This window comes from Flavobacterium sp. (assembly GCF_024710485.1).
Lineage (GTDB): Bacteria > Bacteroidota > Bacteroidia > Flavobacteriales > Flavobacteriaceae > Flavobacterium.
Genome location: NZ_JANJUQ010000026.1, coordinates 13,682 through 38,575, shown reverse-complemented (window position 1 = coordinate 38,575; position 24,894 = coordinate 13,682). Strand labels below are relative to the sequence as shown.

The 24,894-nt window shown below is 38.5% G+C and carries 26 protein-coding genes; 11 read left to right on the top strand and 15 right to left on the bottom strand.

The window, feature by feature from the left end:
- The first annotated feature begins 179 nt into the window (after positions 1-179).
- On the top strand, positions 180-1,799 hold the full coding sequence (locus tag Q0M21_RS06370; protein WP_295335859.1) for an ABC-F family ATP-binding cassette domain-containing protein: 1,620 nt from the start codon (positions 180-182) through the stop codon (positions 1,797-1,799).
- Between the two features lie 321 nt (positions 1,800-2,120).
- On the opposite strand, the gene Q0M21_RS06365 is transcribed toward Q0M21_RS06370, so the two are convergent.
- A complete protein-coding gene (locus Q0M21_RS06365; RefSeq protein ID WP_295335856.1) occupies positions 2,121-2,687 on the bottom strand; it encodes a transposase in 567 nt (188 codons plus the stop codon).
- A gap of 117 nt (positions 2,688-2,804) precedes the next feature.
- Positions 2,805-3,200: a VOC family protein gene (locus tag Q0M21_RS06360; protein WP_295335854.1), complete on the bottom strand. Its 396-nt coding sequence runs from the start codon at positions 3,198-3,200 to the stop codon at positions 2,805-2,807.
- Positions 3,201-3,444: 244 nt separating this feature from the next.
- Here Q0M21_RS06360 and pyrR point away from each other — a divergent pair, with 244 nt between their 5' ends.
- Together pyrR and Q0M21_RS06350 are read left to right on the top strand one after the other, a co-directional pair.
- Entirely contained in the window at positions 3,445-3,978 is a 534-nt protein-coding gene (gene pyrR, locus Q0M21_RS06355) for a bifunctional pyr operon transcriptional regulator/uracil phosphoribosyltransferase PyrR (RefSeq protein WP_295335852.1), read from the top strand.
- 106 nt (positions 3,979-4,084) lie between these two features.
- Positions 4,085-5,014 carry an aspartate carbamoyltransferase catalytic subunit gene (locus tag Q0M21_RS06350; protein ID WP_295335849.1) on the top strand — a complete coding sequence of 310 codons (930 nt, stop codon included), beginning with the start codon at positions 4,085-4,087 and terminating at the stop codon, positions 5,012-5,014.
- A 30-nt stretch (positions 5,015-5,044) separates the two neighbouring features.
- Here Q0M21_RS06350 and Q0M21_RS06345 read toward each other — a convergent pair whose 3' ends face one another.
- The 5 genes from Q0M21_RS06345 to Q0M21_RS06325 form a co-directional block, all read right to left on the bottom strand.
- Entirely contained in the window at positions 5,045-7,156 is a 2,112-nt protein-coding gene (locus tag Q0M21_RS06345; RefSeq protein ID WP_295335845.1) for a DUF349 domain-containing protein, read from the bottom strand.
- Between the two features lie 175 nt (positions 7,157-7,331).
- Complete coding sequence (locus tag Q0M21_RS06340; protein ID WP_295335841.1) at positions 7,332-8,435, bottom strand: endonuclease; 1,104 nt, start codon at positions 8,433-8,435, stop codon at positions 7,332-7,334.
- Positions 8,436-8,443: 8 nt separating this feature from the next.
- A complete protein-coding gene (locus tag Q0M21_RS06335; RefSeq protein WP_295335839.1) occupies positions 8,444-9,664 on the bottom strand; it encodes a methyltransferase domain-containing protein in 1,221 nt (406 codons plus the stop codon).
- Positions 9,665-9,785: 121 nt separating this feature from the next.
- Positions 9,786-11,774 carry a KUP/HAK/KT family potassium transporter gene (locus tag Q0M21_RS06330; RefSeq protein ID WP_295335837.1) on the bottom strand — a complete coding sequence of 663 codons (1,989 nt, stop codon included), beginning with the start codon at positions 11,772-11,774 and terminating at the stop codon, positions 9,786-9,788.
- 133 nt (positions 11,775-11,907) lie between these two features.
- Positions 11,908-13,179 (bottom strand): hypothetical protein, encoded by a 1,272-nt coding sequence (locus Q0M21_RS06325; protein WP_295335834.1) that lies wholly within the window; start codon positions 13,177-13,179, stop codon positions 11,908-11,910.
- A gap of 132 nt (positions 13,180-13,311) precedes the next feature.
- On the opposite strand from Q0M21_RS06325, the gene Q0M21_RS06320 reads away from it, so the two are divergent.
- Positions 13,312-14,349 (top strand): oxidoreductase, encoded by a 1,038-nt coding sequence (locus Q0M21_RS06320; protein ID WP_295335831.1) that lies wholly within the window; start codon positions 13,312-13,314, stop codon positions 14,347-14,349.
- 23 nt (positions 14,350-14,372) lie between these two features.
- Here the strand turns inward: Q0M21_RS06320 and Q0M21_RS06315 are convergent, their stop codons facing one another.
- The 4 genes from Q0M21_RS06315 to Q0M21_RS06300 form a co-directional block, all read right to left on the bottom strand.
- Positions 14,373-14,834 (bottom strand): sensor of ECF-type sigma factor, encoded by a 462-nt coding sequence (locus Q0M21_RS06315; RefSeq protein WP_295335828.1) that lies wholly within the window; start codon positions 14,832-14,834, stop codon positions 14,373-14,375.
- 4 nt (positions 14,835-14,838) lie between these two features.
- Positions 14,839-15,258, bottom strand: a complete 420-nt coding sequence (locus Q0M21_RS06310) for a hypothetical protein (RefSeq protein WP_295335826.1) — start codon at positions 15,256-15,258, stop codon at positions 14,839-14,841.
- 30 nt (positions 15,259-15,288) lie between these two features.
- Entirely contained in the window at positions 15,289-15,831 is a 543-nt protein-coding gene (locus Q0M21_RS06305; RefSeq protein WP_295335824.1) for a sigma-70 family RNA polymerase sigma factor, read from the bottom strand.
- Positions 15,832-15,893: 62 nt separating this feature from the next.
- A complete protein-coding gene (locus tag Q0M21_RS06300; protein WP_295335822.1) occupies positions 15,894-16,997 on the bottom strand; it encodes a transcriptional regulator in 1,104 nt (367 codons plus the stop codon).
- Positions 16,998-17,093: 96 nt separating this feature from the next.
- On the opposite strand from Q0M21_RS06300, the gene Q0M21_RS06295 reads away from it, so the two are divergent.
- Entirely contained in the window at positions 17,094-18,701 is a 1,608-nt protein-coding gene (locus Q0M21_RS06295; protein WP_295335819.1) for a class I SAM-dependent methyltransferase, read from the top strand.
- Here the strand turns inward: Q0M21_RS06295 and Q0M21_RS06290 are convergent, their stop codons facing one another.
- The gene (locus Q0M21_RS06290) at positions 18,702-18,890 is read right to left on the bottom strand and encodes a hypothetical protein (protein ID WP_295335816.1); all 189 of its coding nucleotides are present in this window, start codon (positions 18,888-18,890) and stop codon (positions 18,702-18,704) included.
- Between the two features lie 76 nt (positions 18,891-18,966).
- Between Q0M21_RS06290 and Q0M21_RS06285 the strand changes: the two genes are divergently transcribed.
- Complete coding sequence (locus tag Q0M21_RS06285; RefSeq protein WP_295335814.1) at positions 18,967-19,350, top strand: nucleoside triphosphate pyrophosphohydrolase family protein; 384 nt, start codon at positions 18,967-18,969, stop codon at positions 19,348-19,350.
- 2 nt (positions 19,351-19,352) lie between these two features.
- Here the strand turns inward: Q0M21_RS06285 and Q0M21_RS06280 are convergent, their stop codons facing one another.
- Positions 19,353-19,931, bottom strand: coding sequence for a hypothetical protein (locus Q0M21_RS06280; protein WP_295335812.1), 579 nt, complete (start codon positions 19,929-19,931; stop codon positions 19,353-19,355).
- 188 nt (positions 19,932-20,119) lie between these two features.
- Entirely contained in the window at positions 20,120-21,187 is a 1,068-nt protein-coding gene (locus Q0M21_RS06275) for a branched-chain amino acid aminotransferase (RefSeq protein ID WP_295335810.1), read from the bottom strand.
- A gap of 276 nt (positions 21,188-21,463) precedes the next feature.
- Here Q0M21_RS06275 and Q0M21_RS06270 point away from each other — a divergent pair, with 276 nt between their 5' ends.
- The 5 genes from Q0M21_RS06270 to Q0M21_RS06250 all read left to right on the top strand — a co-directional run bounded on the left by Q0M21_RS06270 (position 21,464) and on the right by Q0M21_RS06250 (position 23,825).
- A complete protein-coding gene (locus tag Q0M21_RS06270; protein WP_295335808.1) occupies positions 21,464-21,970 on the top strand; it encodes a DUF4920 domain-containing protein in 507 nt (168 codons plus the stop codon).
- A gap of 6 nt (positions 21,971-21,976) precedes the next feature.
- The gene (locus tag Q0M21_RS06265; RefSeq protein WP_295335806.1) at positions 21,977-22,435 is read left to right on the top strand and encodes a hypothetical protein; all 459 of its coding nucleotides are present in this window, start codon (positions 21,977-21,979) and stop codon (positions 22,433-22,435) included.
- Position 22,436: 1 nt separating this feature from the next.
- Positions 22,437-23,099 (top strand): tRNA (5-methylaminomethyl-2-thiouridine)(34)-methyltransferase MnmD, encoded by a 663-nt coding sequence (gene mnmD, locus Q0M21_RS06260; protein ID WP_295335804.1) that lies wholly within the window; start codon positions 22,437-22,439, stop codon positions 23,097-23,099.
- A gap of 123 nt (positions 23,100-23,222) precedes the next feature.
- Positions 23,223-23,417: a hypothetical protein gene (locus Q0M21_RS06255; RefSeq protein WP_295335801.1), complete on the top strand. Its 195-nt coding sequence runs from the start codon at positions 23,223-23,225 to the stop codon at positions 23,415-23,417.
- A 213-nt stretch (positions 23,418-23,630) separates the two neighbouring features.
- Positions 23,631-23,825, top strand: a complete 195-nt coding sequence (locus tag Q0M21_RS06250; protein ID WP_295335798.1) for a hypothetical protein — start codon at positions 23,631-23,633, stop codon at positions 23,823-23,825.
- Between the two features lie 50 nt (positions 23,826-23,875).
- Here the strand turns inward: Q0M21_RS06250 and Q0M21_RS06245 are convergent, their stop codons facing one another.
- Positions 23,876-24,817 (bottom strand): LysR substrate-binding domain-containing protein, encoded by a 942-nt coding sequence (locus Q0M21_RS06245; RefSeq protein ID WP_295335795.1) that lies wholly within the window; start codon positions 24,815-24,817, stop codon positions 23,876-23,878.
- Positions 24,818-24,894 lie beyond the last annotated feature (77 nt).

Here is a 24,894-nt window from a genome sequence, read left to right as displayed (position 1 = left end):
ATGTAATGAACAAAAATATTCAGATGATTTGGATTTTACTGTTAATCAATAGTTAAATGTAAAGGATGTAAATATGTGGTATTCTGCTAAAAAAACCAACTTTTTTAAAGCATATTCATTCTAAATTTCTACACTATTTTTCACTACTTTTGCACCAAAATTTTATAATACTACAGTTCATGTTAACAGTTTCTAACTTATCGGTACAATTTGGTAAAAGAATTTTATTCGACGAAGTAAATACAACCTTCACCCAAGGCAACTGCTACGGTGTGATTGGTGCCAACGGTGCCGGAAAATCTACGTTTCTTAAAATTTTAGCCGGCGAAATTGAGCCTACTTCGGGAAGAGTGTTCCTGGAGCCTGGCAAACGCATGTCGGTGTTGAACCAAAATCACAATATGTTCGACGAGCACACCGTGTTGGAAACCGTAATGATGGGGAACAAAGTATTGTATGCGGTAAAGGCGGAAATGGACGCTTTGTATGCCGATTACGATGATAAAAATGCCGACCGTATAGGCGAGCTCCAAGTACAGTTTGAAGAAATGAACGGTTGGAATGCCGAATCCGATGCCGGTGCCATGTTGTCTAACTTAGGGATTGGCGCTGATATGCATTACACGCTCATGAGCGAAATGGAAGGGAAGATGAAAGTGCGTGTGTTATTGGCACAAGCTTTATTTGGTAACCCTGATGTGTTGGTGATGGATGAGCCTACGAACGACTTGGATTTCGAAACCATTTCGTGGTTGGAGAACTTCTTGGCCAATTATGAAAACACGGTCATTGTAGTATCGCACGACCGTCACTTTTTAGACTCGGTGTGTACGCATATTTCGGACATCGACTTTGGGAAAATCAACCACTATTCCGGAAACTATACCTTTTGGTATGAGTCGAGCCAGTTAGCGGCGCGTCAAAAAGCACAGCAAAACAAAAAGGCAGAGGAGAAGAAAGCCGAGTTGGAAGAATTCATCCGTCGTTTTAGTGCTAACGTGGCCAAGTCGAAGCAAGCGACTTCCCGTAAAAAAATGATTGAAAAATTAAACCTCGACGAAATCAAACCGTCCAGCCGTAGATATCCTGCTATTATTTTTGAGGTAGAAAGAGAAGCCGGCGACCAAATCCTGCACGTACAAAACTTAGCAGCGTCTATAGACGGCGAAGTATTGTTTAAAAACGTCGATTTGAACATGGCCAAAGGCGATAAAGTAGTGGTGTTTTCTAAAGATTCCCGTGCTACCACAGCCTTTTACGAAATATTAAACGGCAAACAACAACCCGATAGTGGTACGTTTGAATGGGGAATCACGACCACGCAATCGTACTTGCCTAATGACAACAGCGAATATTTTACCGATGGTAGCTTGAACTTGGTAGATTGGTTACGCCAGTTTGTAAAAACCGAAGAAGAGCGCGACGAAGTGTATGTACGTGGCTTTTTAGGGAAAATGATTTTCTCGGGCGAAGAAGCCTTGAAAAAATGTACCGTATTGTCCGGAGGAGAAAAAGTACGTTGTATGCTATCGCGCATGATGATGATTCGTGCCAATGTGTTGATGTTAGACGAACCAACCAACCACTTGGATTTGGAATCGATCACGGCCTTTAACAACTCCTTGAAAAACTTCAAAGGCTCGGTACTATTCACCACACACGATCACGAGTTTGCCCAAACGGTAGCGAACCGCGTATTGGAAATTACACCAAACGGCGTGATAGATAGATACATGACGTTTGATGAGTATTTGGAGGATGATAAAATACAGGAAATGAGGAAGAAGATGTATTCATAGAAAAAACCGCCGGTGGGCGGTTTTTTTGTGGGTAAAATTGAGTTGATTTTTGTGAAGCACGCGAAGGGATTCGTGCTGTAGCGGGGCTTCATACAGTTCATCTATACCTCGGGTCCTAATTCCTAATTCTCATTCAATCACCTTTCCTTCCATACCCTTCGGCCTTTCAACCCCGGCTTTATCGTTAACAAAGGAGCATTGCTATCCACCACAAACTTCAAATGTGGCACATAAGCCGAGAGTTTGTTCAATTGTACCGCCATAGTCTTATCCTGTACCGTCCACTGCTACCGCGCGAATCCTTTCGCGTGGTTAATACTGCTACAACTTAAAATACCTAAAAACATAAACCCCATCCAACAACCCTTTTTCTCCGGCATAATCCGGTGCACTACTGTATTTATAATCTTCCGGTCTAAATACAATACCTTCTTCAACCGGGTTGTTATGAATATAATCTATTTTTTGCTGAATGACCGCATTACTCCACAATTCTATTGGTTTGTTGTCATGTCGCCACAATTGAAAATTAGTAGTATTTGAACTCTTTGCGGCTTCTTTTTTAAAATAGTCCAGCAAAAATTCCTTTCTGCTTTCTTTTGGATTTTCTTGGATGGCTTTTACTATACTTCTGCTTGTAAATCTTTTAAAATCGCCTAATAATAATTCAGGCTTTTGCTTATCAGTACTTCTAAAAATTAAATGTACATGATTGGTCATTATACACCATGCATGTATTTCCATGCCTTTACTTTTTTGACAAAATGCTAAGCTTTCTAAAAGTAAATCTTTGTATTCATTTCTGGTAAATACATCTAACCAGCCAACAACGGCAAAACTAACAAAATGCAATCCCTCTGGATTGTGAAACTTGTAATTCCTGCTCATACTATTCTTTTTACCAAAGCTAATAAAAGTTTTGTATAAGTAGGTTAAGGACTACTTTTAAGCAAGAACCACGCGAAAGGATTCGCGCGGTAGCTGGGTTTAACTACTAATCACTACTTATTCCATCTTTTCCGCAAACGCAATAATATGTCCGTCTGGGTCGGCGAAATAGCAAACTTTGTCTCCCCAATCTTGGTTGGTTATGGGGCTTATGAGTTGGGCGCCGGCGGTGGTAGCGTTTTCAAATTCGAGGGTAATATTTTCTACATAAAAATACAATTCACATCTCGGGATTCCGGTACCGGTTTGCGGATGCGGGGTTTTGTCTTTTAATATTTTAGCGATGCCGTTATTGGGCATTAATCCAATTTTGCAACTGTCAGACACTTTAAACTCGGTCATGCCGGGTACGTTCAGATCGGCTTTTTGACGAAACAGTTTTTCGTAGAAAGCGGTACTCACGTCTTGGTTTTCGACATAAAGGATGGTTTCGGTGAGTTGGATGTGTTTCATGGTGTTCTGAGGTTGTTGTGTGACAAATATAAATGAATTTATGATTAACCACGAGGGGCACAAAGCGCACAAAGTTGTCGGTCTTCTGAATATCTGAACCTCTTTTCTCTGTGCATCTCCACAATCTCTGTGTAGCTCTGTGTAACTTATTTAAACCCGCAACCCGAAACCCGCAACCCGAAACCCAAACAAATTTGACTCGCTAAATAAAAAACGCTACTTTTACACTCCAAACAACACTACCATGAGTCAAAAAGTATTGCTCACTTCCAAAGAAGTCAATATCATACTCCATCGTTTGGCTTGTCAGTTAATCGAAAACCACCTCGATTTTTCCAATACCGTTTTGATAGGCATACAGCCACGCGGTGCTTATTTGGCCAAACGCATTCAGCATATTTTAGCCAATGATTACAATATAGCCAACATCCAATTGGGCTTTCTTGACATAACCTTTTTCCGAGATGATTTTCGCCGTGGAGAAAAGACTTTGGAAGCCAACAAAACCCAAATTGATTTTTTAGTCGAAGACAAAAAAGTCGTTTTTATCGACGATGTTTTGTTTACCGGTAGAAGTATTAATGCGGCTTTAACTGCGGTGCAATCTTTCGGAAGACCTTCAGAAGTAGAATTGTTGGTACTCATTGACCGCCGATTCAGCCGTCATTTGCCCATACAACCTGATTACCGCGGTCGCCAAGTAGACGCCATCCAAGATGAAAAAGTAAAAGTCTGCTGGAGTGAAAAGGATGGAGAAGATGCGGTTTACTTGGTTTGAAGGTTATGAGTTTAAAGTTACGAGTTCTCTAACCCGAAACCTGAAACCCGAAACCCGAAACCCGAAACATTTAATATAAACATACAACACAACACTATATATCAAAATGTCTGAACTAACCGTCAACCATTTACTGGGCATAAAATACCTGCAAAAGCAAGACATCGATTTGATTTTTGAAACGGCTGATCATTTTAAAGAAGTGATTAACCGCCCGATTAAAAAAGTGCCTTCTTTGCGCGATATTACCATTGCCAATATCTTTTTCGAAAACAGTACGCGTACCAAACTTTCCTTCGAGTTGGCGCAGAAGCGCTTGTCGGCCGATGTGATTAGTTTTTCGGCGGCGCAATCTTCGGTTAAAAAAGGCGAAACGCTAATCGATACCGTGAACAACATCTTGTCGATGAAAGTGGATATGGTGGTGATGCGTCATGCCCATCCGGGTGCGGCTTATTTCTTGTCGCAGAACGTAAAAGCCAGTATCATCAATGCCGGCGATGGCGCGCACGAACACCCAACGCAAGGCTTACTCGACAGTTATTCCATCCGGGAACGCTTGGGCGAAGTAGGCGGGAAGAAGGTGGTGATTGTAGGTGATATTTTGCACTCGAGAGTGGCTTTATCCAATATTTATGCTTTGCAAATGCAAGGTGCCGAAGTGAAAGTCTGCGGCCCGAAAACCTTAATTCCGAAATACATTGAAAGCTTAGGCGTGATTGTAGAACCTAATTTGCGCAAGGCTTTAGAATGGTGCGATGTGGCGAATATGTTGCGCGTGCAAAACGAACGCATGGACGTGAATTATTTCCCATCGACGCGAGAATACGCCCAGCAATACGGGGTGGACAAAGCCTTGTTGGATTCGCTCAACAAAGAAATCGTTATCATGCATCCCGGACCGATTAACCGCGGGGTAGAAATCACGTCCGATGTGGCCGATTCGCAACAATCCGTAATACTGGACCAAGTTGAAAACGGTGTGGCCGTTCGAATGGCAGTAATATATCTCTTAGCTTCTAAATTACAACCATAAAAAAAGCCTCGAGATTTCGAGGCTTTTTGGTTATTCTGTTTTGATGTTTCGGAGTTGTTTTAGCTTTTCTTTCAGCATGGCCAACTCTTCTTTTTTCAATTCGATGCTTTTCTTCACTTCTTTCACCATTGGGTTGTCCGCTTTGGCGTTGGCAAAGAATTGGATGTTGTTTTCCAATTGGAAGATTTCGCCTTGTACTTCGTCAATTTTACGCATTAAGAAGACTTTTTCGTTGTCTAATTTGCGCGTATCATTGTGGGCCAAGTTGTCTAAACGATTGGCATAACGAGCCATTTCGTTTTCTTTTTTGCTGGCGCTTAGTTTTTCGAATAAGGCATCCAAAATCTTGTTGAATTTCCCTTCGATGTGACGACGAGCAAAAGGCACTTTACCAAAGCTTTTCCACATTTCAATATGCGCCTTGATACCGTCTAAGTCGGTTTTGTGATCACCCGTCATTTCAAACGCTCTCACGGTTTCCAAGTAGGCTTTTTTCTTTTCGAACGCTTCTACTTCTTCAACGTTAACTTCTGATTTTTGTTCTTTCAGTTTTTCAAAGTACTCGTTACAAGCGGCACGGAATTCGGCCCACAATTTATCGGAGAATTTTCTCGGTACGTGACCAATGGTTTTCCACTCTTCCTGAATTTGCTTCATTAACGGCGTAGTCGCGGCAAAATCAGTGCTGTCTTTTAGCTCTTGTGCTTTGGCTACTAAGGCTTGTTTTTTCGACAAGTTATCGTTTTGGTCCTTCTTGATTTCTTTGTAGAACGAGTTTTTCAACACGTTAAAGCTTCTTACCGCGTTTTTGAAAGCAGTCCAAGTGTCTTCGCTAACTTCAGCAGGTACTTTACCGGCGGCAAAAAACTGATTGCGTAATGCTTCTACTTTCTCAATTTGGGTTAACCAAGCGGCGTGTGAATTTACTTTTTCTTGAGCCAACACTTCAATCTGGGCGATGATTTCTTTTTTCTTCTCCAAATTAGCCGCTTCTACAGCACGCAATTGCTCATATAAACTCTCGCGTTTGTCGTGCATTTGTTTGGTTAGTTCGCTGAAACGGTTCCAAATTTCTTCACGTTTGTCACGGGAAACGGGACCGATTTCTTCTTTCCAAATGCGGTGTAAATCTTGCAATTCACGGAAGGCTTTGTTGATGTCCTCTAAGTGAATTAACTCTTCTACACGAGCGATGATTTTCAGCTTTTGGTCTAAGTTGTGTTTGAAATCTAAGTCGCGCGCTTCACGGTCTAAGTGAAGTATGTCGTAGAAATTCTCCAAGTGGAAGTGGTAGTTGTTCCAAACGTGGTTGTATTTGTCTTTCGGTATCGGACCGGCCACTTTCCAGCGGTCGCGGATGTCATTGAATTTCTTTAAAGTAACCGGAATGCTGTCTTGGCTGTGTACCAAATTTTTCAATTCTTCTACTATAGCCAAACGATTTTCCAAGTTGGCTTGTAGGCTGTTTTGTAAGCTTTTAAAATGCGCATTCTTTTTGTCGCGGTATTGCGAGTAAAGTTGGTCAAACTTCACTTTCAACGGAAAATGATAATGGAATTCTTCTGTAGTATCCGGATTTTCAGCGTGGAATTCGTCTCTTTTCTCATCGATAAAATGATAGTATTTAGAGAGAAACGCCTTTTTCAATTCTTCCACGTGGTCTTTCACCGACATTACTTTGTCTACCACAACCAAGTCGCCTAATTCAGCTACCAGTTGTTCCATCGATAAAGTGTCGTAATCCAACATTGGAATATCGTGACGGTCTTTTAAGGATTCGTCTTCGCTTTCTTCGGCATTCACTTCCTGGATGGCGCTGATTACGGTATCGTTTTCAGAGGCCGGACTGTCATCGGCTATTGGCTCATCGGTTAATTCCACTACGTTTTCAGCGGTTGTTTCTTCCGTTGCTTCTGGAGTTTCTTCTGCTGTGGCTTCCTCAGCCGGAGCTTCTTCAACTGCAGTAACTTCTTCAGCCGATTCTTCAATAGTTTTGGTTTCTAAGTCATTACTCCCAACTTCCAACTCCTGACTTCCGTCTTTCGTTGTAATTTCTTGATTTTCAGCAGCGGTTGTTTCCAATGAGTCGTTAACTACATTTCCATCTGCGTCTTGCAGGTTATCATTCTTTTCTTCTAACATTTTTGTAAATGTTTAAGGGTTACACATTAATAGGGCGAAAGATAGTAAAGAAGCGTTACAATTCAAAGGAAATCAGGCTTATTTGTTGATTTGTTCGTTAGTCGGTTTCGTTTAAAACTAAAAAACGCCGTTGAAAATCAACAGCGTTTTTATAAAATATAAAGTTTTTTGAATCTTAATTCACTAATACTTTTTTAGTTACCGATTGGGTGGCATTAGCCAATTTAATAAAGTAGAATCCTTTTGGCAAATTGCTGATGGTGTAGGTATTATCGTTTAAAACCGGTTGTTTGATTTGTTGCAGCACTTGACCGTTGATGGTGATGATTTCAATTTCATCCAAAGTCACTTCCGATTGAATGTTGATTACATCGGTAGTTGGATTAGGATACACTGCTACGCTTTTCAAATCTGAAAAAGTTGGATTTGACAAAGGTAAACCCCAAATTTGGGTTACATAATTATTGTTGTCGATGAATGGATTTCTGTTGTTTTGACGAGCGTAAATAGCGTTGTTTCTGTCAATTTCTCTTTGACTTACAGGGTCTTGAGCATTCCAAGTCAATAATACATTTAAAGCTTGATTGGTGAATACTTGCGTGCTTGTTCCGTTGAACATAGCATAACTCCAGCTGGCTACTTGGTCTTCATAGCGAGTAGCGAAATACAATAACATTCGAGCGATATCGCCTTTAAACTCATCAATAGGTTCAAATACGGTTCCTGTATAACCGGCGGAATAGCCCGAGTTTAAGTTAGAGCCTCTTTTACTTCCGTTAGAATAGGTTGCATTAGGCGTATTTACTTTACTGAATGGCAAATCACCTCGTTGCGCATTAACGAATTTATCAGAAGGCACCACAAAATGCGCATCAGAATACATTGGGAAATTGTTTTGTCCAAATACTGATTGCGGAATCAAATGCTCACGATTGTAACGTTCACACTCATTGTTGCCTAAGGTTCCATCATCTTGTAAACCACCGCCATAAACGTATTCACATTCACTTCCGGTAGGTTTTTCGGTATACATATCGAGCATGGTACCGTTGTTTTCATAATAATTATCAATGTCAGAGGTCAAGTAAGTAGTGTACAAACCTGCATAACCTCTGTCGTTATGGTCGTTAATGATGTTGAAAAGTTGCGTTTTTAAAGTGTATCCCGTTCCGGTTGCCGTGCTGTAATACCCAGGCGGAATTGAGTTAACCGACAGTGTTTGCTGAGCTAAACCTAAGAAAGTCAGGTTTAAAAACAATAAAGTAAAGATTTTTTTCATGTGGATTTTTAATTTTCTTTTTTGCGTTCGAGTAAGGCCATGTAAAACCCATCAAATCCGGTGTCTTGGGCCAGAATTTTAACGTCCTTTACAAAAGTAAATGATTTTCCGGTTTCAGTGCTTAAGAAACGCTTCACTTGTTCTTGGTTTTCAGAAGGTAAGACCGAACAAGTAGCGTAAACCAATTTCCCACCGGGTTTTACTATTTTAGAGTAGTTTTCCAATACTTCTGCCTGTACTTTTTTGATGTTTTCGATAAATTCCGGTTGTAGTTTCCATTTGGAATCAGGATTTCTTTTTAAAACCCCCAATCCGCTACAAGGTGCGTCGATTAATACTCTGTCGGCTTTCTCATGGAGTTTTTTGATGACTTTAGTCGAGTCGATAATGCGGTATTCTATATTAAAGGCGCCGTTTCTTTTGGCTCTTAATTTTAATTGTTTGAGTTTGCTTTCGTACAAATCCATAGCAATGAGTTGTCCTTTGTTTTCCATTAAGGAAGCCATGTGTAAGGTTTTGCCACCGGCTCCGGCACAAGTGTCCACTACGCGCATTCCGGGTTTTACATCGAGGAAAGGGGCTACTAGCTGAGAAGAAGCGTCTTGTACTTCAAACAGACCTTCTTTGAAAGCATCGGTTAAAAATACGTTAGCTCTTTCTTTAAGGACTAAAGCATCGGGCTGGTCTTTTAAAAACTCGGTTTCGATGTTTAAATCCATTAAAATGGCGCGCAGTTTTTCTTTGGTAGTTTTTAGTGTATTTACCCTAAGAATCACTTGCGCTTGTTTGTTTTGTGCCGCTATTTCTTTGGTCCAAACTTCTTCACCCAATTCTTTTACACCCAATTCGTCCATCCAATCCGGAATAGACTCGCGCATTTTTCTGATTTTAGACAATTCGTCAAAACGACCTTTGATTTTTCGTTCCGGAGTACCTTCCAATTGTCGCCAATCGGGAATAGGGTAGCCGCGTAGCACAGCCCATACGGCAAAAATGCGCCATAATTCATCACGATTGAGCGGTTCTTTTACATCGGCGATTTCCATGTAAAGTCTTTTCCAACGAACGATTTCGTAGATGGTTTCTGCTACAAATTTTCGGTCGGAGCTTCCCCAACGTTTGTCTTTTTTCAAAGCGCGTGCTACGACTTTATCAGCGTATTCGCCTTCGTTAAAGATAGCGTTTAAGGAATCAATGGTGGTGTAAACTAAATTTCTATGTAATCGCATTGGGTAAAAAATAAGCGTGCAAAGATATTCCTTTTTTATTATGTTCTTTTAAAATTAACACGTTAAAAAAGGAAACCGCGTTTTGTATTGAATCTTATAGGAAAAGTTGTTGGGTAAACGATTAAATCGGATTACAGTCTCTTTCAATTCGACGCATTTCAATTCGTTCCGGGGCGTGAATGACCAATGGGAATTGTTCAATTTTTACCGAACTACTGTCTAAACCGAAACCTTTTTCTTCCGACAAACTCAACTTTTTCATTAAGAAATAAGTGTTCATTACGATTTTCTCGAAGAAAGTCAAGTCGCTGTCGTTAGACAAGAATTTTTCAGACAAGACAAATTTGAAATCACCGATGATATGATTTTTGCTCAAAGATTCATATCTCGAAGTAATATCAACCTCGCCGCGTTCCACCATATCTTTGATAACTTGTTTGAACATCAAGTTGATTTTGGTTGGTTCACGGAAACCAAGATAGAAGTCGATACGGTAAATATCGTCTTTGATGATTTCGGTTACTCTGTATTCCTTTTTGTAGGGTTCGCTCAAAATATTCACATGAATAAACCAATATAAATCGGCTCGTTTCGGCCGTTTTTGCAAGATAGAATACATTACTTTTTCTTCGATTTCGTCACTGCGATTCGAATTGGTCATGTAGACCAAATGCGTGGCGTATTTCGGAATGGATAAATCCACACTAAGTTCGGCCAACACTTTTTTATAGTCGTTAATTTTGACAATTTTAGTATAGCTTTTGCTGATTTTTTTCGCTAAAAACCAAGTCGACATGATACCTATTAAGAAGAAAGCAATAGCTAGTGTTACATAACCGCCTTCCATAAATTTGGTAACATTGGCTACCAAAAAGCTAAATTCAATAATAGCATAAATAGTAATAATTGGCGCGATAAAATACCACTTTATGCGTTTCATTATCAGGTAAAAATTGAGCAAAGTGGTGGTCATCATCATACCCAGAATAATGGACAAGCCGTAAGCATGTTCCATGTATTTGGACTCTTTAAAGTATAAAATGATTCCAACACAACCTATGAATAACAGCCAGTTAATAGAAGGTATATACAATTGTCCTTTTACATCGGTTGGATAATTGATTTTAACCTTAGGCCAAAAGTTTAAGCGCATGGCTTCGTTGATTAAGGTAAACGAACCACTGATCAAAGCTTGAGAGGCGATAATAGCAGCCAAAGTCGCTACCACAATTCCGATAGGTTGGAACCACTCGGCCATAATCAAATAGAAAGGGTTAGGGTTGTGGTCGTTTAATTGGGCTAAAGTGCTGCCGTTGTGTTGTAATAAATAAGCTCCTTGTCCGAAATAGTTCAGTACCAAGGTAGATTTCACAAAAATCCAACTCACGCGGATATTTTTTCTTCCGCAATGTCCCATGTCTGAATATAAAGATTCCGCTCCGGTAGTACACAAAAATACTGCACCAAGAATGAAGAAACCGTGTCCGGATGCATCCGAAGTTAAAAGTTTGTAGGCATAGTAAGGATTTACAGCCTTTAACACTTCAACGTTTTGCGAGATTTGAATGATTCCTAAAATACCCAACATAGAGAACCAAACCAACATCACAGGAGAGAAAAACTTGGTTACGATTTTAGCTCCGAATTGCTGTATAGTGAACAAAACAAATAAGATAGCAATAACAATGGGAATGGTTGGGATATCCGGTTTAAAAATGAGCAATCCTTCTACGGCAGAGGAAACGGAAATCGGCGGTGTGATGATACCTTCCGCTAAGAGTAAACTTCCTCCTATGATAGCAGGAACAATCAACCATTGAATTTTGGTTCGTTTGACCAAAGAATACAACGAAAATATTCCGCCTTCTCCGTGATTGTCGGCATTTAAAGTAATGATCACATATTTGAGTGTCGTTTGTAGCGTAAGCGTCCACAAAATACAAGATAAGCCACCAAGGACTAAATCGGCAGTGATTTGATGCTCATCGATAATGGACTTCATTACATACAAAGGCGAAGTACCAATGTCTCCGTAGATAATCCCTAACGTTAAAAGTAAACCGCCTGCTGATAATTTTGAATGCAGATTTTGATGGCTATGCGAACTCATAATAAAATGTTAAAGACAGCAAATTTATACCTTTTTGAAATATCTGATTCTTTAACAGTCAATTATTTTTTTAAAAACAAAAGACATCGCCTAAACGATGCCTTTGCTAACAACTAAACTATAATTATAAAACTCAACCTCTTCGGTTTTCTCTGCTGCTATTGTTGCCTCTGGAGGAGCCACTTCTTTGGCTTGATAGGTCTCTTTGACCACCTGAGTAATTTCTGGGGGCCGACATTTCTCTGGGTGCCGAATTGCCTCTGGGCGCTACTGAGCGTGGTGACTGATTATTCTGACTTGCGAATTCACGAGAAGGCGTTGCATAGCTTCTCGGGTTACTTCTTGGAGCAGATTGCGCACTGTTGGCAGCTCTTGGCGATTGGTATTCTCCGTTGATGGTTCCGGAAGTGGTTTTGATTTCGTTAAAGGTTCTTGGTGAATCATAACTTCTCGGATTATTTCTTGGAGAGGCATTTACATTGCCACTAACTCTAGGGCTTTCAAAGGTTCTTACAGTTGCTCTTGGAGATGTTTCTTGTGTTCTTACTGTTCCGTATGATTCATTTCTCACCGCGCCATTCGATCTCGGACTGGCATCCACATAATTTCCTCTCGGATTGTTAGCTGTGGAATTGCGGTTCCCTACTGTTCTGATGGTTCTGTTTTGATCCAATTCATAACGATTCGCATAACTACTATTGCGGTGTTGGAATGAACGATTCGGGTATCGTAATTCGTAGCCGTTTCCTCTTCTTCCGCCTCTGTAATAGTTATTGTATACAACGCCACATCTTCTGTAATTCACGTAATTGTAATGGTGGTGAAAGTTGATGCTGATACCGATGTGATTTCTGTATCGGAAAATAGGCCAAGGTGACCAAGCGTAGTAATAGCTCGGATAATAGCCCCAATACCAAGAGGAGTAGTAGGGACGGTAATTACCAACCCAAAAGGTGGAATAAATTACCGGAGTGTAAGCATAAACCGGCTCGTAAATGTAATTAGGACCGTACATATAAACGTCGCCAACTACTTGTACTTGCACTCTGTTGTTTCGGTCGCGTTCTACTTCTACCGTAGCTACGTCCTGATAAGTATCCCTCCCCAAAACGGATTGGATAACAATTAAGTGTGCATTGCCTTCTACAGTTTCAATGACGCGTAAATAATCGACTTGATTATCATCGTTCAAATCGAGATTTGAAATTTGGATTTTCGGATCGTTTAATCGTCTTTCAAAATCAGCCAAGTCTCTCGAATCTCCGAAAATTGAAGCCACTGCTCTCAAATCTAAATTATCACTGATTTCAGAGTTGTAGGCTGAAACCGTTGTTCTGTCTTGAGCAACCACCGCAGTGAGGCTCAAAAGCGACAAAACTGACCATGTTATCATTTTAGTTTTCATAATCCTATGTTTTAAAGTGGAATAGTTTTTTTGAACTTTCCAATTATTGTGCCACAGGATTTTTTTCTGCTTTTTTAACGCAATCTTAACTGTGTTAAAATTTGTATATTCGCTTTAAAACCACCAATTGCCATGACAAAATCGATTTTACCCGTTGCCGTTTTTTTATTGTTGTTTCCTTTAACAGTCAAGGCTCAAGTTTTTAAGTCGGTTGCAGTGGATACTGTTTTTTCTGAAACTATCAGTATCAGAGCCCTATCGTTTTTAAACGATACACTTTATTTTGCGGGTAACAAAAGTAGGGTAGGATTTATATCGTTAGATGCGGAAAGGAACAATGCAATGGTAGTAACCGATTCAACTTTGTATGAATACAGAAGCGTGGCAACTAACGGAAAGCATGTCTTTGCTTTGTCCATTGGTAATCCGGCCAAACTATATCGTTTTTCATCCGATTTGAAACAGAAAGTTTTGGTTTATGAGGAAAAGCACGAAAAAGTGTTTTACGACAGCATGCAGTTTTGGAATGCTGAAGAAGGAATAGCCATTGGAGATCCCACAGATAAATGTCTTTCAATGATTATTACGCGTGATGGTGGTGCAACTTGGCAAAAAATATCCTGTGATGTATCGCCCGAAATTACCGCTGGTGAAGCGGCTTTTGCAGCCAGTAATACGAATGTAGTTTTAAAAGGGAATCATGTTTGGGTGGTTTCCGGAGGAAAGAAATCCAGGGTTTTTCATTCGGAAAATAAAGGGAAATCATGGAAAGTTTTTGATACACCTATTGTCCAAGGCGAAGCCATGACCGGCATTTTTACAGCCGATTTTTACGATGAACAAATTGGCTTTATAGCCGGTGGAAATTATGAAAAACCTATACAAAATTTTCAAAATAAGGCTATGACAACCGATGGCGGAAAAACCTGGAATTTAGTAGCTGATAATCAAGCGTTCGGTTATGCTTCTTGTGTGCAATTTGTTCCGAATTCAGCCGGAAAAGCGTTGGTAACTGTTGGTACTCAAGGAGTGTTTTATTCTGCCGATGCAGGACAAACGTGGCAACAATTGTTGAGCGATCAAACCTTATATACCATCAGGTTTTTGGATTCCGACACGGCTTATGCAGCAGGAAAAAATAAAATTATTAAAATTGAGTTCAAAAAATAAGAGAGTCATTTGACTCTCTTATTTTATCTTCCTACTCTTTTGTTTCGGTATTGTTGCAGTAGTTTTCGGTTGAAGTCTTCTTCCGCTTTTTTCAATTTTAAAATTTTAAGCGGAGAAATTACACCTTTCAAACTCGCGATAAACTTTTTCCGAGTTTGGTATAATTCGTCTTCGGTACTTTCCATTTGAGCTAATAAAGTTGCTGCTTCCTTTTCGGGTAGATTGTCGAAAGACTCATCGTCAATTCGGTCTAAATAGCCTTTGAGTTTTTGCGCTCTTATTTCGTGTTGCTTATCCTCGAATGCATTGTATAAAGGCCAAAACTTTGCTGCTTCATCCGGTGTTAACGATAATTCATTGGTAATGTGTGCCACTTTCATAGCTTTGATTTGTTCCTTTTTTTCTCTGAGTAATCGACCGCCTTGTCCATAGGAATTAGCAGTGACTAGGATTACAATAGCTAAAAGTATTTTGTTGATTTTCATATTGTTAGTCTATAATGTATTGTTCTAAATTGTTGCTATCCAATAGTATGTCCTCAATAGCTTCTTTACCTAAGTTTAATTCGAGTCTGATTCTGTCTAAGTCTTCTTTTTCTAAGATAGAGGCCAAATCTTCTTCTGAAAGCTTAGTGTGTGTGGTAATATAGTCTTCCAAAACCAAAGCGTCCACAGCATTTGAGGTTTTGAAGAAATTTTGATAAATCGGAATCGAGAGCATCAAAATAACCACAGCTGCTGCTGCAAAATACCATGTTGTTCTTCGTTGGTAAAATGCAATAACTTTTTTAGGCTCATTGGCAGGAAGTTGTGCTATAACCTTGCTTTCAAATGCCTCAAAATAACCTTCGGGAATTGAAAAACCTGAGGGAATTTTAGCTTCGTTATCGTTTATTTTAAATGATTTCATAATTGTTTGACAAATTTAAGCGTTTAGGGTTTAATGGGAATTCATAAATTCTTCTATTTTTTTTACCGCATGGTGGTAAGAAGCTTTGAGCGCTCCGACAGAAGTACCCAGAATTTCCGATAAATCTTCGTATTTGATTTCTTCAAAATATTTCATTCTAAAGACTAATTGTTGCTTTTCAGGCAAAATAGCAATCGCTTTTTGCAGTTTAAGTTGAATTTCATCGCCATCAAAATAAGTGTCAGCTTTAAGATTGTCTACTATTTTACTTTGCAATGCTTCATTTGTAATTCCGTTCTTTTTAGCTTTTTGATTGATAAAAGTGATGGCTTCATTGGTGGCAATGCGATACATCCAAGAAAACAATTTGCTTTCGCCTTTGAAATTCTTCAGATTTTGGAAAACTTTGATGAAAGTGTTTTGCAACACATCATCAGTATCGTCGTGGTTTAAAACGATATTGCGAATGTGATTGTATAAAGGTCTTTGATACTCGCGTGTGAGGTTTTGAAACGCAGTATTTTGCGTTTTCGGATCCAATAATTCCCGAATAAAATCCTTTTCGTCTTGCAAAGTTTTATTTTTGGTAGTTGGAATAAAGTTAAGTGAAAAGGTTTAATTCCAAGACAAAAAAATTATGGTGCAACTGTAGGCTCTGCCGATGGAGTAGTTGGCGCAGTAGAAGTAACCGGAACCAAAATAGCGGTTGGCGTTGGCGCTGATTTAGGGATAACCGGAATATGAATTTCGGTAATCCATTTTGAAGGTTGTTTGACATCATCAATGGTTTTGATGTAGACTTCCGAATATTTTCCGGCAAAATTAGGTGTATAACCATTGTCTCGGATATAATTTTCAGCCTTGGTCCAAGCTTCTTTTAAATGCGAATAATCGCCAGTAAGTGTAGTTTTCAAACAAGTAAACGGAACAATTTCTCCCGATGTGATTTCACTGCCTGAAGTGATGAAAATTTGTTCGCTTGTGGGTGCGCATACCGAAAAAATCACAATATCGTTGGCTCTGTCGTAGCGCTCGTAAAGAATAAAAGGCTTGCCCGACATGCTTAAATTGTTCTTTTTGAAAAAATGCAACATCTTCGGCATCACGATTTTGATGTTTTTAGGTAAACTTTTAATGCGACAAGTAACGGTTTGTTTTAGACAAAATCCGGAGTTGCGTTGCACGATACCGTTGACTTTAATACTGTAGGTCTTCATTTCGTAAGCCAACGTTTTATCCAGATTTCTTAAGCTTTTTTCAAAAGCATCGTTCACCATTCCGTTAAATCCGCCACTGAAAAAAGTGCTGATTTTAGTCATCAAATCCATTTTTCCGCGGGCTTCTATGGTTACTATAGTACCACCAACCGTATCTTTTAATTTCCAATACAGCGTAGCTTTTGTGCCGTTAAAGTTGCCCATTTGGCGAATGCTGTCGTTTTCCTTACTGTAGTAAGTTTTCAAATTGCCCGAATCTGAACCGTTATCCCAAGAAAATTGAGCACCCGCGCCCATAGTTTTGGCCGGATACGTGAAGGTAATTCCGTTTTCTTTAGTCATCCATGAACCAAAGGTTTCCCAATTTTTATAATCGTTTACATAGTCGTATACAATATTTCTGGGTGAATGGATTACAGCGGTTTGTTTGACTTTGAAATCGCCTCTTTGAGTAGCAATGTAAACGGTTACACCAACTAATGCTAAAAGGATTAGTAGGAATAAATACTTCAGGATTCTCATGAGATGATAATTTGGTTAAACAAAGTTAATATAATTCGTGTAACAATTGCTATGACAACTTTGACTATATTTGTTAGAAAGCAAATCCATAAGCTTATGAAAACCAAAAGTGAACTCAGAGGGATTTTATTCCGACATTTAGATGGTATTACAACCGCTCCGGTGGCTTATTCACTTTATCAAAAAGGTGTTTTGGATTATATTTCACAGTACAAGAAAGTAGCGTTAGATGATTTGGTCCAAAAATTCAAGGCTAACGACGGTTATTTGAACGTGGCGTTGAGAGTTTTGGCCTCTCAAGGTTGGCTAAACCAACAACTTGATAACGCCAATAACACGATTTATTTCAGTGCTAATGAAAAAAGTGCCGTGGCCTTCGCTTTGGTTCCGTATTATGAAGATGTTTATAGGTTGATGCAGTTTACGGCCAATTTTCATCCGCGTAAATTTGAAGTGGAACCTTTTGAAATGTTACGTGAGTTGTTTGTCAAATACGAGTCGCTTTACGGTATTATTTTATCGGATGACGAAGACATTCGGGCTATAGAAGAGCAAGTGCTGTATCACATTGAAGGTAACTTAATCGGTCCAACCATCGTAATGCTCGGGATGACCGGTATGTTTCATAAGTATTTTATGGAAACGTCTTTCCGCCCTGAGGAATTTCACAAAGAACCGGAATGTTTTTCGGTCATATTAGATTTTATGACGCATTTGGGTTGGTTTACGAAAAAGAACGACCACTATCAATTTACAGAAGCCGGTTTGTTTTATGCCAAAAGAGCCGCAGCTTACGGTGTAACCGTTTCTTATATTCCGACACTCCGTCAAATGGATGAACTGCTTTTCGGAAATGCTTCGTTACTGAGAAATATCGGAGAACACGAAACCGAATTGCATGTCGACCGCGAAATGAACGTTTGGGGCAGTGGCGGTGCTCACGCCGAATATTTTAAAATTGTGGATAAAATCATCATCGAATTGTTCAACCGGCCGATAGCCGAGCAGCCCAAAGGCATTTTAGATATGGGTTGCGGAAACGGTGCTTTTTTGGAACATATTTTTGATGTTATAGAACGACAAACTGCTAGAGGTAAACAGCTCGATGATTATCCGCTGTTTTTAATAGGAGTAGATTATAACGAAGCCGCGATTAAAGTCACCCGCGCCAATTTAATCAAAGCCGATATTTGGGCGAAAGTGATTTGGGGTGATATTGGTCGGCCACAACTACTAGCCGAAACTCTGAAAGAAGATTACAACATCGATTTGAAAGAATTGCTCAACGTGCGTACTTTTCTGGATCACAATCGCATTTGGGAAACCCCGAAACAGCGAACTCAGCATCGCATTAGTACTTCTACGGGTGCATTTGCCCATCGTGGTAAGCGCATCTCTAACAATGAAGTCGAAGATAATTTGTTGGAACATTTACTGAAATGGTCGCCCTATGTTCAGAAATTCGGTTTGCTTTTAATCGAATTACATACAATTTCCCCGGAACTGACAGCGGCCAACTTAGGAAAAACGGCGGCCACCGCTTATGATGCTACTCATGGCTTTTCCGATCAATATATTGTTGAAATTGAGGTACTGCACAAAATAGCCGCTGAAGCCGGTTTGTACTCGCAAAATAACGTATTCACTCGCTTTCCTAACTCGGATTTAGCGACAGTAAGTGTTAATCTTTTTAAAGGAAAATAGTTAGCGCTTGAGGTACACTTTGATCAGAAACAAAACGGCAATAAAAAGAAAGAAACCTATTAAGACTTTGTAACTGCCTTTGTATACTTTTTGGTGCAGCGATTTGTCGCGTCCGTAAGCAATATACATAGCAATAACAAAAGCAACCACAAAAAAAGCAGCGAAAATCAATTGACCTGTTGTGAACATTTTTTTCAAATTTTCAACAAATTTACTCAAATGTTAGTGATTGTTGTATTTTGCATCCACAATAAATTTTAAGGTTATGCAAAAACAACTCAACGCAGTAAAAGAATTTCACACCGCTTTTGGGCTAGGCGTTAGTGCCGAAATGAAAGCTTGTTTGGGAGTGCAAAAAAATACGCTTCGCTTTAATTTAATGAAAGAAGAAAATGAGGAATATCTCGAAGCGGTTCAAAATAACGATTTAATCGAAATTGCCGATGCTTTAGGCGATATGCTCTATATTTTATGCGGAACGATCTTAGAGCACGGGTTGCAACACAAAATAGAAGAAGTGTTTGATGAGATCCAAAGAAGCAATATGAGTAAACTCGGTGAAGACGGAAAACCCATCTACCGAGAAGACGGCAAAGTCATGAAAGGACCGAATTACTTCAAACCCAATTTTGAAGACATATTAAGATAACATCAGACCTTAATATGTCCCCAATTTTCTCCGGTTTTAATTCTGTGAATCTGCATTTCGCTGATGCCGAATTGCTTGGCCAGAATTTTGATACGGGTTTTGCGGTTGGGTTTGTTTAAAATTTTCTTCAGGCGAATGACATCCGTAGACGTTAGTTTTCGTCCGTCAGATTTTATGTTGTGCTCAATCAGTTTTAGTTTGGATTTAATAACGGCCGGACTTTTCTTATTGTGCGCCAGTTTGTCCTGATAATTTACCCATCTCAAATTGGAAACCACGTCATTGTCTCTGCTGTGGTCTAAATGGATTACGTGGAGTTGATCTTCGGATGTTTTCGGAATGAACAATTCGGCCACCAATTTATAAATGTAAAGCGTTTTATCACTTACTTTTCCGTCTTTGCGAATTTTATAACGCAAAGTTCTGTAGCCATCAGCCACACCGCCTTTTAGGACAGTCCCGTCTTTAAAATCCTTTGTAAAACTTATTAATCTTCCTCTGTTAGATACGGCATAGCGCATTTGCAAAGGATAATCTATTTCGACTTCTCGAAAGACCTCATTTGGGTAAAAACGAATCATTAATTGTGGTATTTGTAATTTCAAATTTAGAATATTTATTAGAATAAAAATGGCTTTAAGCCTTATTTTAGCTTATTTTTAAGCTTGTTTGATACTAATTAAGATATTATCTTACAGGGAATAGAAAGATTAAAAAAAAACTCTCATTAAGATGAGAGTTTGATTTTTAAAGCAGGGAGTTGTCTTAATTAAATTTTAACGGTCCAGCCAAAAGTATCTTCTGCCAATTTGTGTTGGATTTTTGTCAGCTTTTCTTTTAAATCCAAAGCAAAGGAATGTTCCAATTTTGGTAACTCGTAATAATGCTCTTGGTATTGAAAGCCTACAATCGGATTGACTACAGCCGCTGTTCCGGCTCCGAAAATTTCTTTTAAACTGCCGTCTTTTGCTGCAGCTACTAATTGTTCGACTAAAACAGGACGTACATCAACGTTTATCCCTTCCCGTTGCGCTAATTCAATTAAACTTTTGCGGGTCACTCCGTCTAAAATTCTTTCGCTGGTTGGCGCAGTATACAAGGTATCATTAATTCGGAAGAAAACATTCATTGTTCCAGCTTCCTCTAATTTGGTGTGAGTGGCATCATCGGTCCATATAATTTGTTGGAATCCTTGTTCTTGAGCCAATTTTTGCGGGTAAAACTGAGCAGAATAGTTCCCGGCGGCTTTGGCGGCACCAATACCACCGTTTGCAGCTCTACTGAAGTGTTCAGCGATAACAACTTTTACTTCGCCCGAATAATAGGAGCGAGCGGGAGAGAGGATAATCATGAATCGGTATTGGGTTGAAGGTTGTGCGATTACTCCCGAACCAATAGCAATCATAAAAGGGCGTATGTACAAACTGTTGCCTAATCCTTTTTTGACCCAGTTTCTTTCTAAATCTAAAAGCGTGTGTAATCCTCCCAAGAATATTGTTTCCGGCACTTCCGGCATCGCCATTCTGACAGCCGATTTGTTGAATCGGTCTAAATTTTGCTCTGGACGAAACAACCAAACATCATCGTTTTCATCTTTGTAGGCTTTCATACCTTCAAAAATGGCCTGACCATAGTGAAATACTTTGGCTGAAGGATCAATTAAGAATGGTTCATAAGGTTTGATTATCGGCTTTTGCCATTTTCCTTCTCTGAAATCACAAAGTAACATATGATCTGTAAAAGTATTTCCGAAGGCTAAATTTTCAAAATCGACCTCATTAATTTTAGTAGCCTCAGCTCTTATAATATCGATTTCGTTAGGTTCTTTTAACATCATTTAGAGTAAGTTTTTAAATCGAAAAGCAGACAAGTATTTGATAGTTAGTTTCTTGTTGGTTTTCGGTTTGAATAATTGTTGTGTTGTTACATTTTTGTAAAGCTAATAAAAAAATAGAAGACATATGCAACCGCTACAATTATTGAATACTTTTTTAAAAATTCTCGTTTTTGAGGCCATACAACTTAATTTTTAATTAAATATTGAAATTATTAGCCCTAAAATTATGTGAAATTGTTAATCTGTTTATTTTTGTAGCACTAATATATTTAAGACATGAAAAAATTAAACCTGATTATTGTTGCCCTTATGTTTTTTGTTGGTTCCAATGTTATGGCTCAGACCAAAACCAAACCGGCTGCTAAAACTTTTAACGCTAAGGATTATGCTACTTTTGGAGAAAAATTTAAAGTGGGTAAAGTATTGACCAAAGAGCAAATGCTTAAAAAATACAAAAACCTGAAGAAAGGCGATACAATTACTGTTCAATTTGAATCAAAAATCAAATCGGTTTGCAAGAAGAAAGGATGTTGGATGAAAATGGATTTAGCCGGTGATGAAACTTCTTTTGTGAAATTTCATGATTATGGATTTTTTGTTCCTTTGAATGCTGATGACAGCCAGGCTATTGTTTACGGAAAGGCTTTTGTTGATGTGGTTTCTGTAGATGAACTTAAGCACTATGCCAAAGACGGTGGAAAATCGGCTGCTGAAATTACTAAAATTACCAAGCCCGAAGTGACTTACTCTTTCCTTGCTACCGGTGTTTACATCAGAAAATAATTTCCGATGAAGAAAGTTATAGTTGTTATTTTAGTCTTGATTTTTTTGGTCTTGTCGGTACTTTCTTGTCAGAATAAAGAAGAAAAAGTAGTTGAAGAAAAGTGCGAGCCTAAAACCGAGAAAAAGTTGGAAATGTACCAAATGTCGGAGATGGCTGCCTTAATGGAGCAAATGTATGTGGACAATCAGAGATTAAAGGAACGTATTATTAAAGGTGATACTATTGGACAATTTCCGCAGCATTTTATGAAAATTCACAAAGCAGTGATGACCGATGAAAGTGATAATGATGCTTTTTTCAAAGAGCAAGCGGCTAAGTTCATCAAGGCTCAGGAATTGATTTACAAAGATCCTGAGAATGCCAAAGAGCATTTTAACAATGGTATAGACGCTTGTATAAAGTGTCACCAGCAAAAATGTGGCGGACCTATTCCACGCATCAAAAAATTATACATTAAAGAGTAAATTGAAACGCGAAATTATCCAAACCAAAGACGGTTCAACTACTATTTACTTGCCGGATTGGGAGGAGAGTTATCATTCTAAGTACGGTGCAATTCAAGAAGCTTATCACGTATTTATAAAAAATGGGTTTTCACTGTTTCAGGGAAAACCCATTACTATTTTAGAAATCGGTTTCGGTACAGGATTAAATGCTTTTATTACCTGTTTGGAGGCTAAAAAGACTCTGCAGAAAGTGCATTACGTTGGAGTAGAAGCTTATCCCGTGGCTTTATCCGAAGCATTGAAAATGAATTATGCTGAAGAGATTTCACCCGACTCAATTCAAATTTATGAAAAATTGCATCAAACCGAATGGGAAGTCAGCCATGCCATAAATAACTATTTTTCGCTCACCAAACGAAAACAGTTTTTCCAGGAAATTGAAGACCGTGAATCTTTTGATTTGATTTATTTTGATGCTTTCGGCTTTCGAGTGCAACCGGAATTATGGGGTGAAAGTATTTTTGCTAAAATGTATCAAGCGCTTAAACCTAAAGGGGTTTTAGTTACGTATGCTTGCCGTACTTCCATTAAAAGGGCCATGTTGGCAGCGGGTTTTGAGGTCGAAAAGTTGCCCGGAGCTCCCGGTAAAAGAGAAATGTTGCGGGCTTTTAAAGAGGCCTGAAATTTAACATTAATCTCACTATTTTTAACTTTTATTTTAAATAATTAGGGCTTAAAATTTTCTACTTTTGAAAAACATCAACAACGTTCTTATCTAATATTTAACCTTAAACTTAGTTACTTTATGTCTAAAAGCATGTTAGACCACACCAAATCAGTGTTGAAGAAAGTAAGTTTTGATTCAGGATTGTTTTGCAAAGAACTCGAAAAAGCTTGCAAAGTCCTGCTGCCCTATGAACTGGAGGAATTAACCCGCTGGCTATTAAATTTCACTAAAGAAAAGCCGGAGTTGCAACACTGCTTATTACGTATACAATAACCCATAAAACTAAAGGAACTTAAACGGTTCCTTTTTTAATGAGTCAGAATAAAATAGTAAGTAAATACATAATAAAATAATTTAAAAGTGCATTTTGTCGATGTTTATAGCATTTAAACGTTATTTTTTTATTTTTTTTGTAGTTCGAATAGAAAAATTATTTTACTTTTACTCAACGTTCTTACAATAAGATAACCCCAAATCTTAACTGTTATGCCTAGAATGATTTACGATTACACTAAATCCGTACTCGAAAGAGTGAGTTTTGATCCCGTTCTTTTTGCCAAAGAATTAAAAAAAGCAATAAAAAATTTATTGCCTTATGAAATTGAACAGCTAAAAAAATGGCTTCAGTATTTCACTAAAGAGCATCCGGAATTAGAACAATGTTTAAAGGTTGTTAATTAGTAGTTTTTTTGAGTTTGTTTAGAAATAAGGAGCTTTTTGTGCAAAGCTCCTTATTTTTTTTGTAACGGACTGATAATTTGAACATTTTGAAAAGTAATGGCTCCCTTAATCACGCCAGAAATAGTACTTCGCAATGCATCAATAATGTGTATTTTTAATTCGTTTTTGGGATAAATCAAACTTACTTCACGAGCCGGTTTTGGTTCGATAAAATGTTTCAGTTTGACCTTGTCTTTTTCCGGTAAGTCCAGCGTATGAAGGTAAGGTAATAGAGTAGTTCCCAAACCTTCATCGGCTAATTTGATGAGCGTTTCAAAGCTTCCGCTTTCTATTTGAAAAGTACTTCTTTCTTCCTGATTTAAATTTTTACACAAATTCAGGATACCGTCTCTAAAACAATGTCCGTCTTGTAAAAGCAAAATTTCATTCACATTCAAATCGCTAATTTCAATTTCTTTTTTATGAAACGATTGGTGATTTTCCGGAATATAAGCCACAAAAGGCTCGAAATACAAAACCACTTCTTTTATTTTTTCATCTTCCAAAGGTGTAACGGCAATTGCAGCATCCAAATGACCATTCTTTAGTTTAGCAATAATTTCTGCTGTGTTAAGTTCTTCAATGATGAGTTTAACTTTTGGATACTTCTTAATGAAATTAGTAAGAAACATTGGCAGTAAGGTCGGCATAACTGTAGGGATAATGGCCAATCGAAATTCTCCACCGATAAATCCTTTTTGTTGGTCAACGATATCCTGAATTCTGTCAGCTTCATTGACAATATTTTTAGATTGATTGACAATTTTAAGCCCAATTTCTGTCAGTTGAATCGGTTTTTTGGTGCGATCAAAAATTTGAACACCCAATTCTTCCTCAATTTTCTGAATTTGCATGCTCAGTGTTGGTTGTGTTACAAAGCATTTTTCAGCTGCGAGGGTAAAATTTTTGTGTTCAGCAACAGCCAAAACATATTTTAATTGCGTAATAGTCATTGATAGTGAAATTTGATGTAAAGATAAAAACTATCAATTTATTTTATGGTATCAATGGTTTATATTTTCTAACTTTA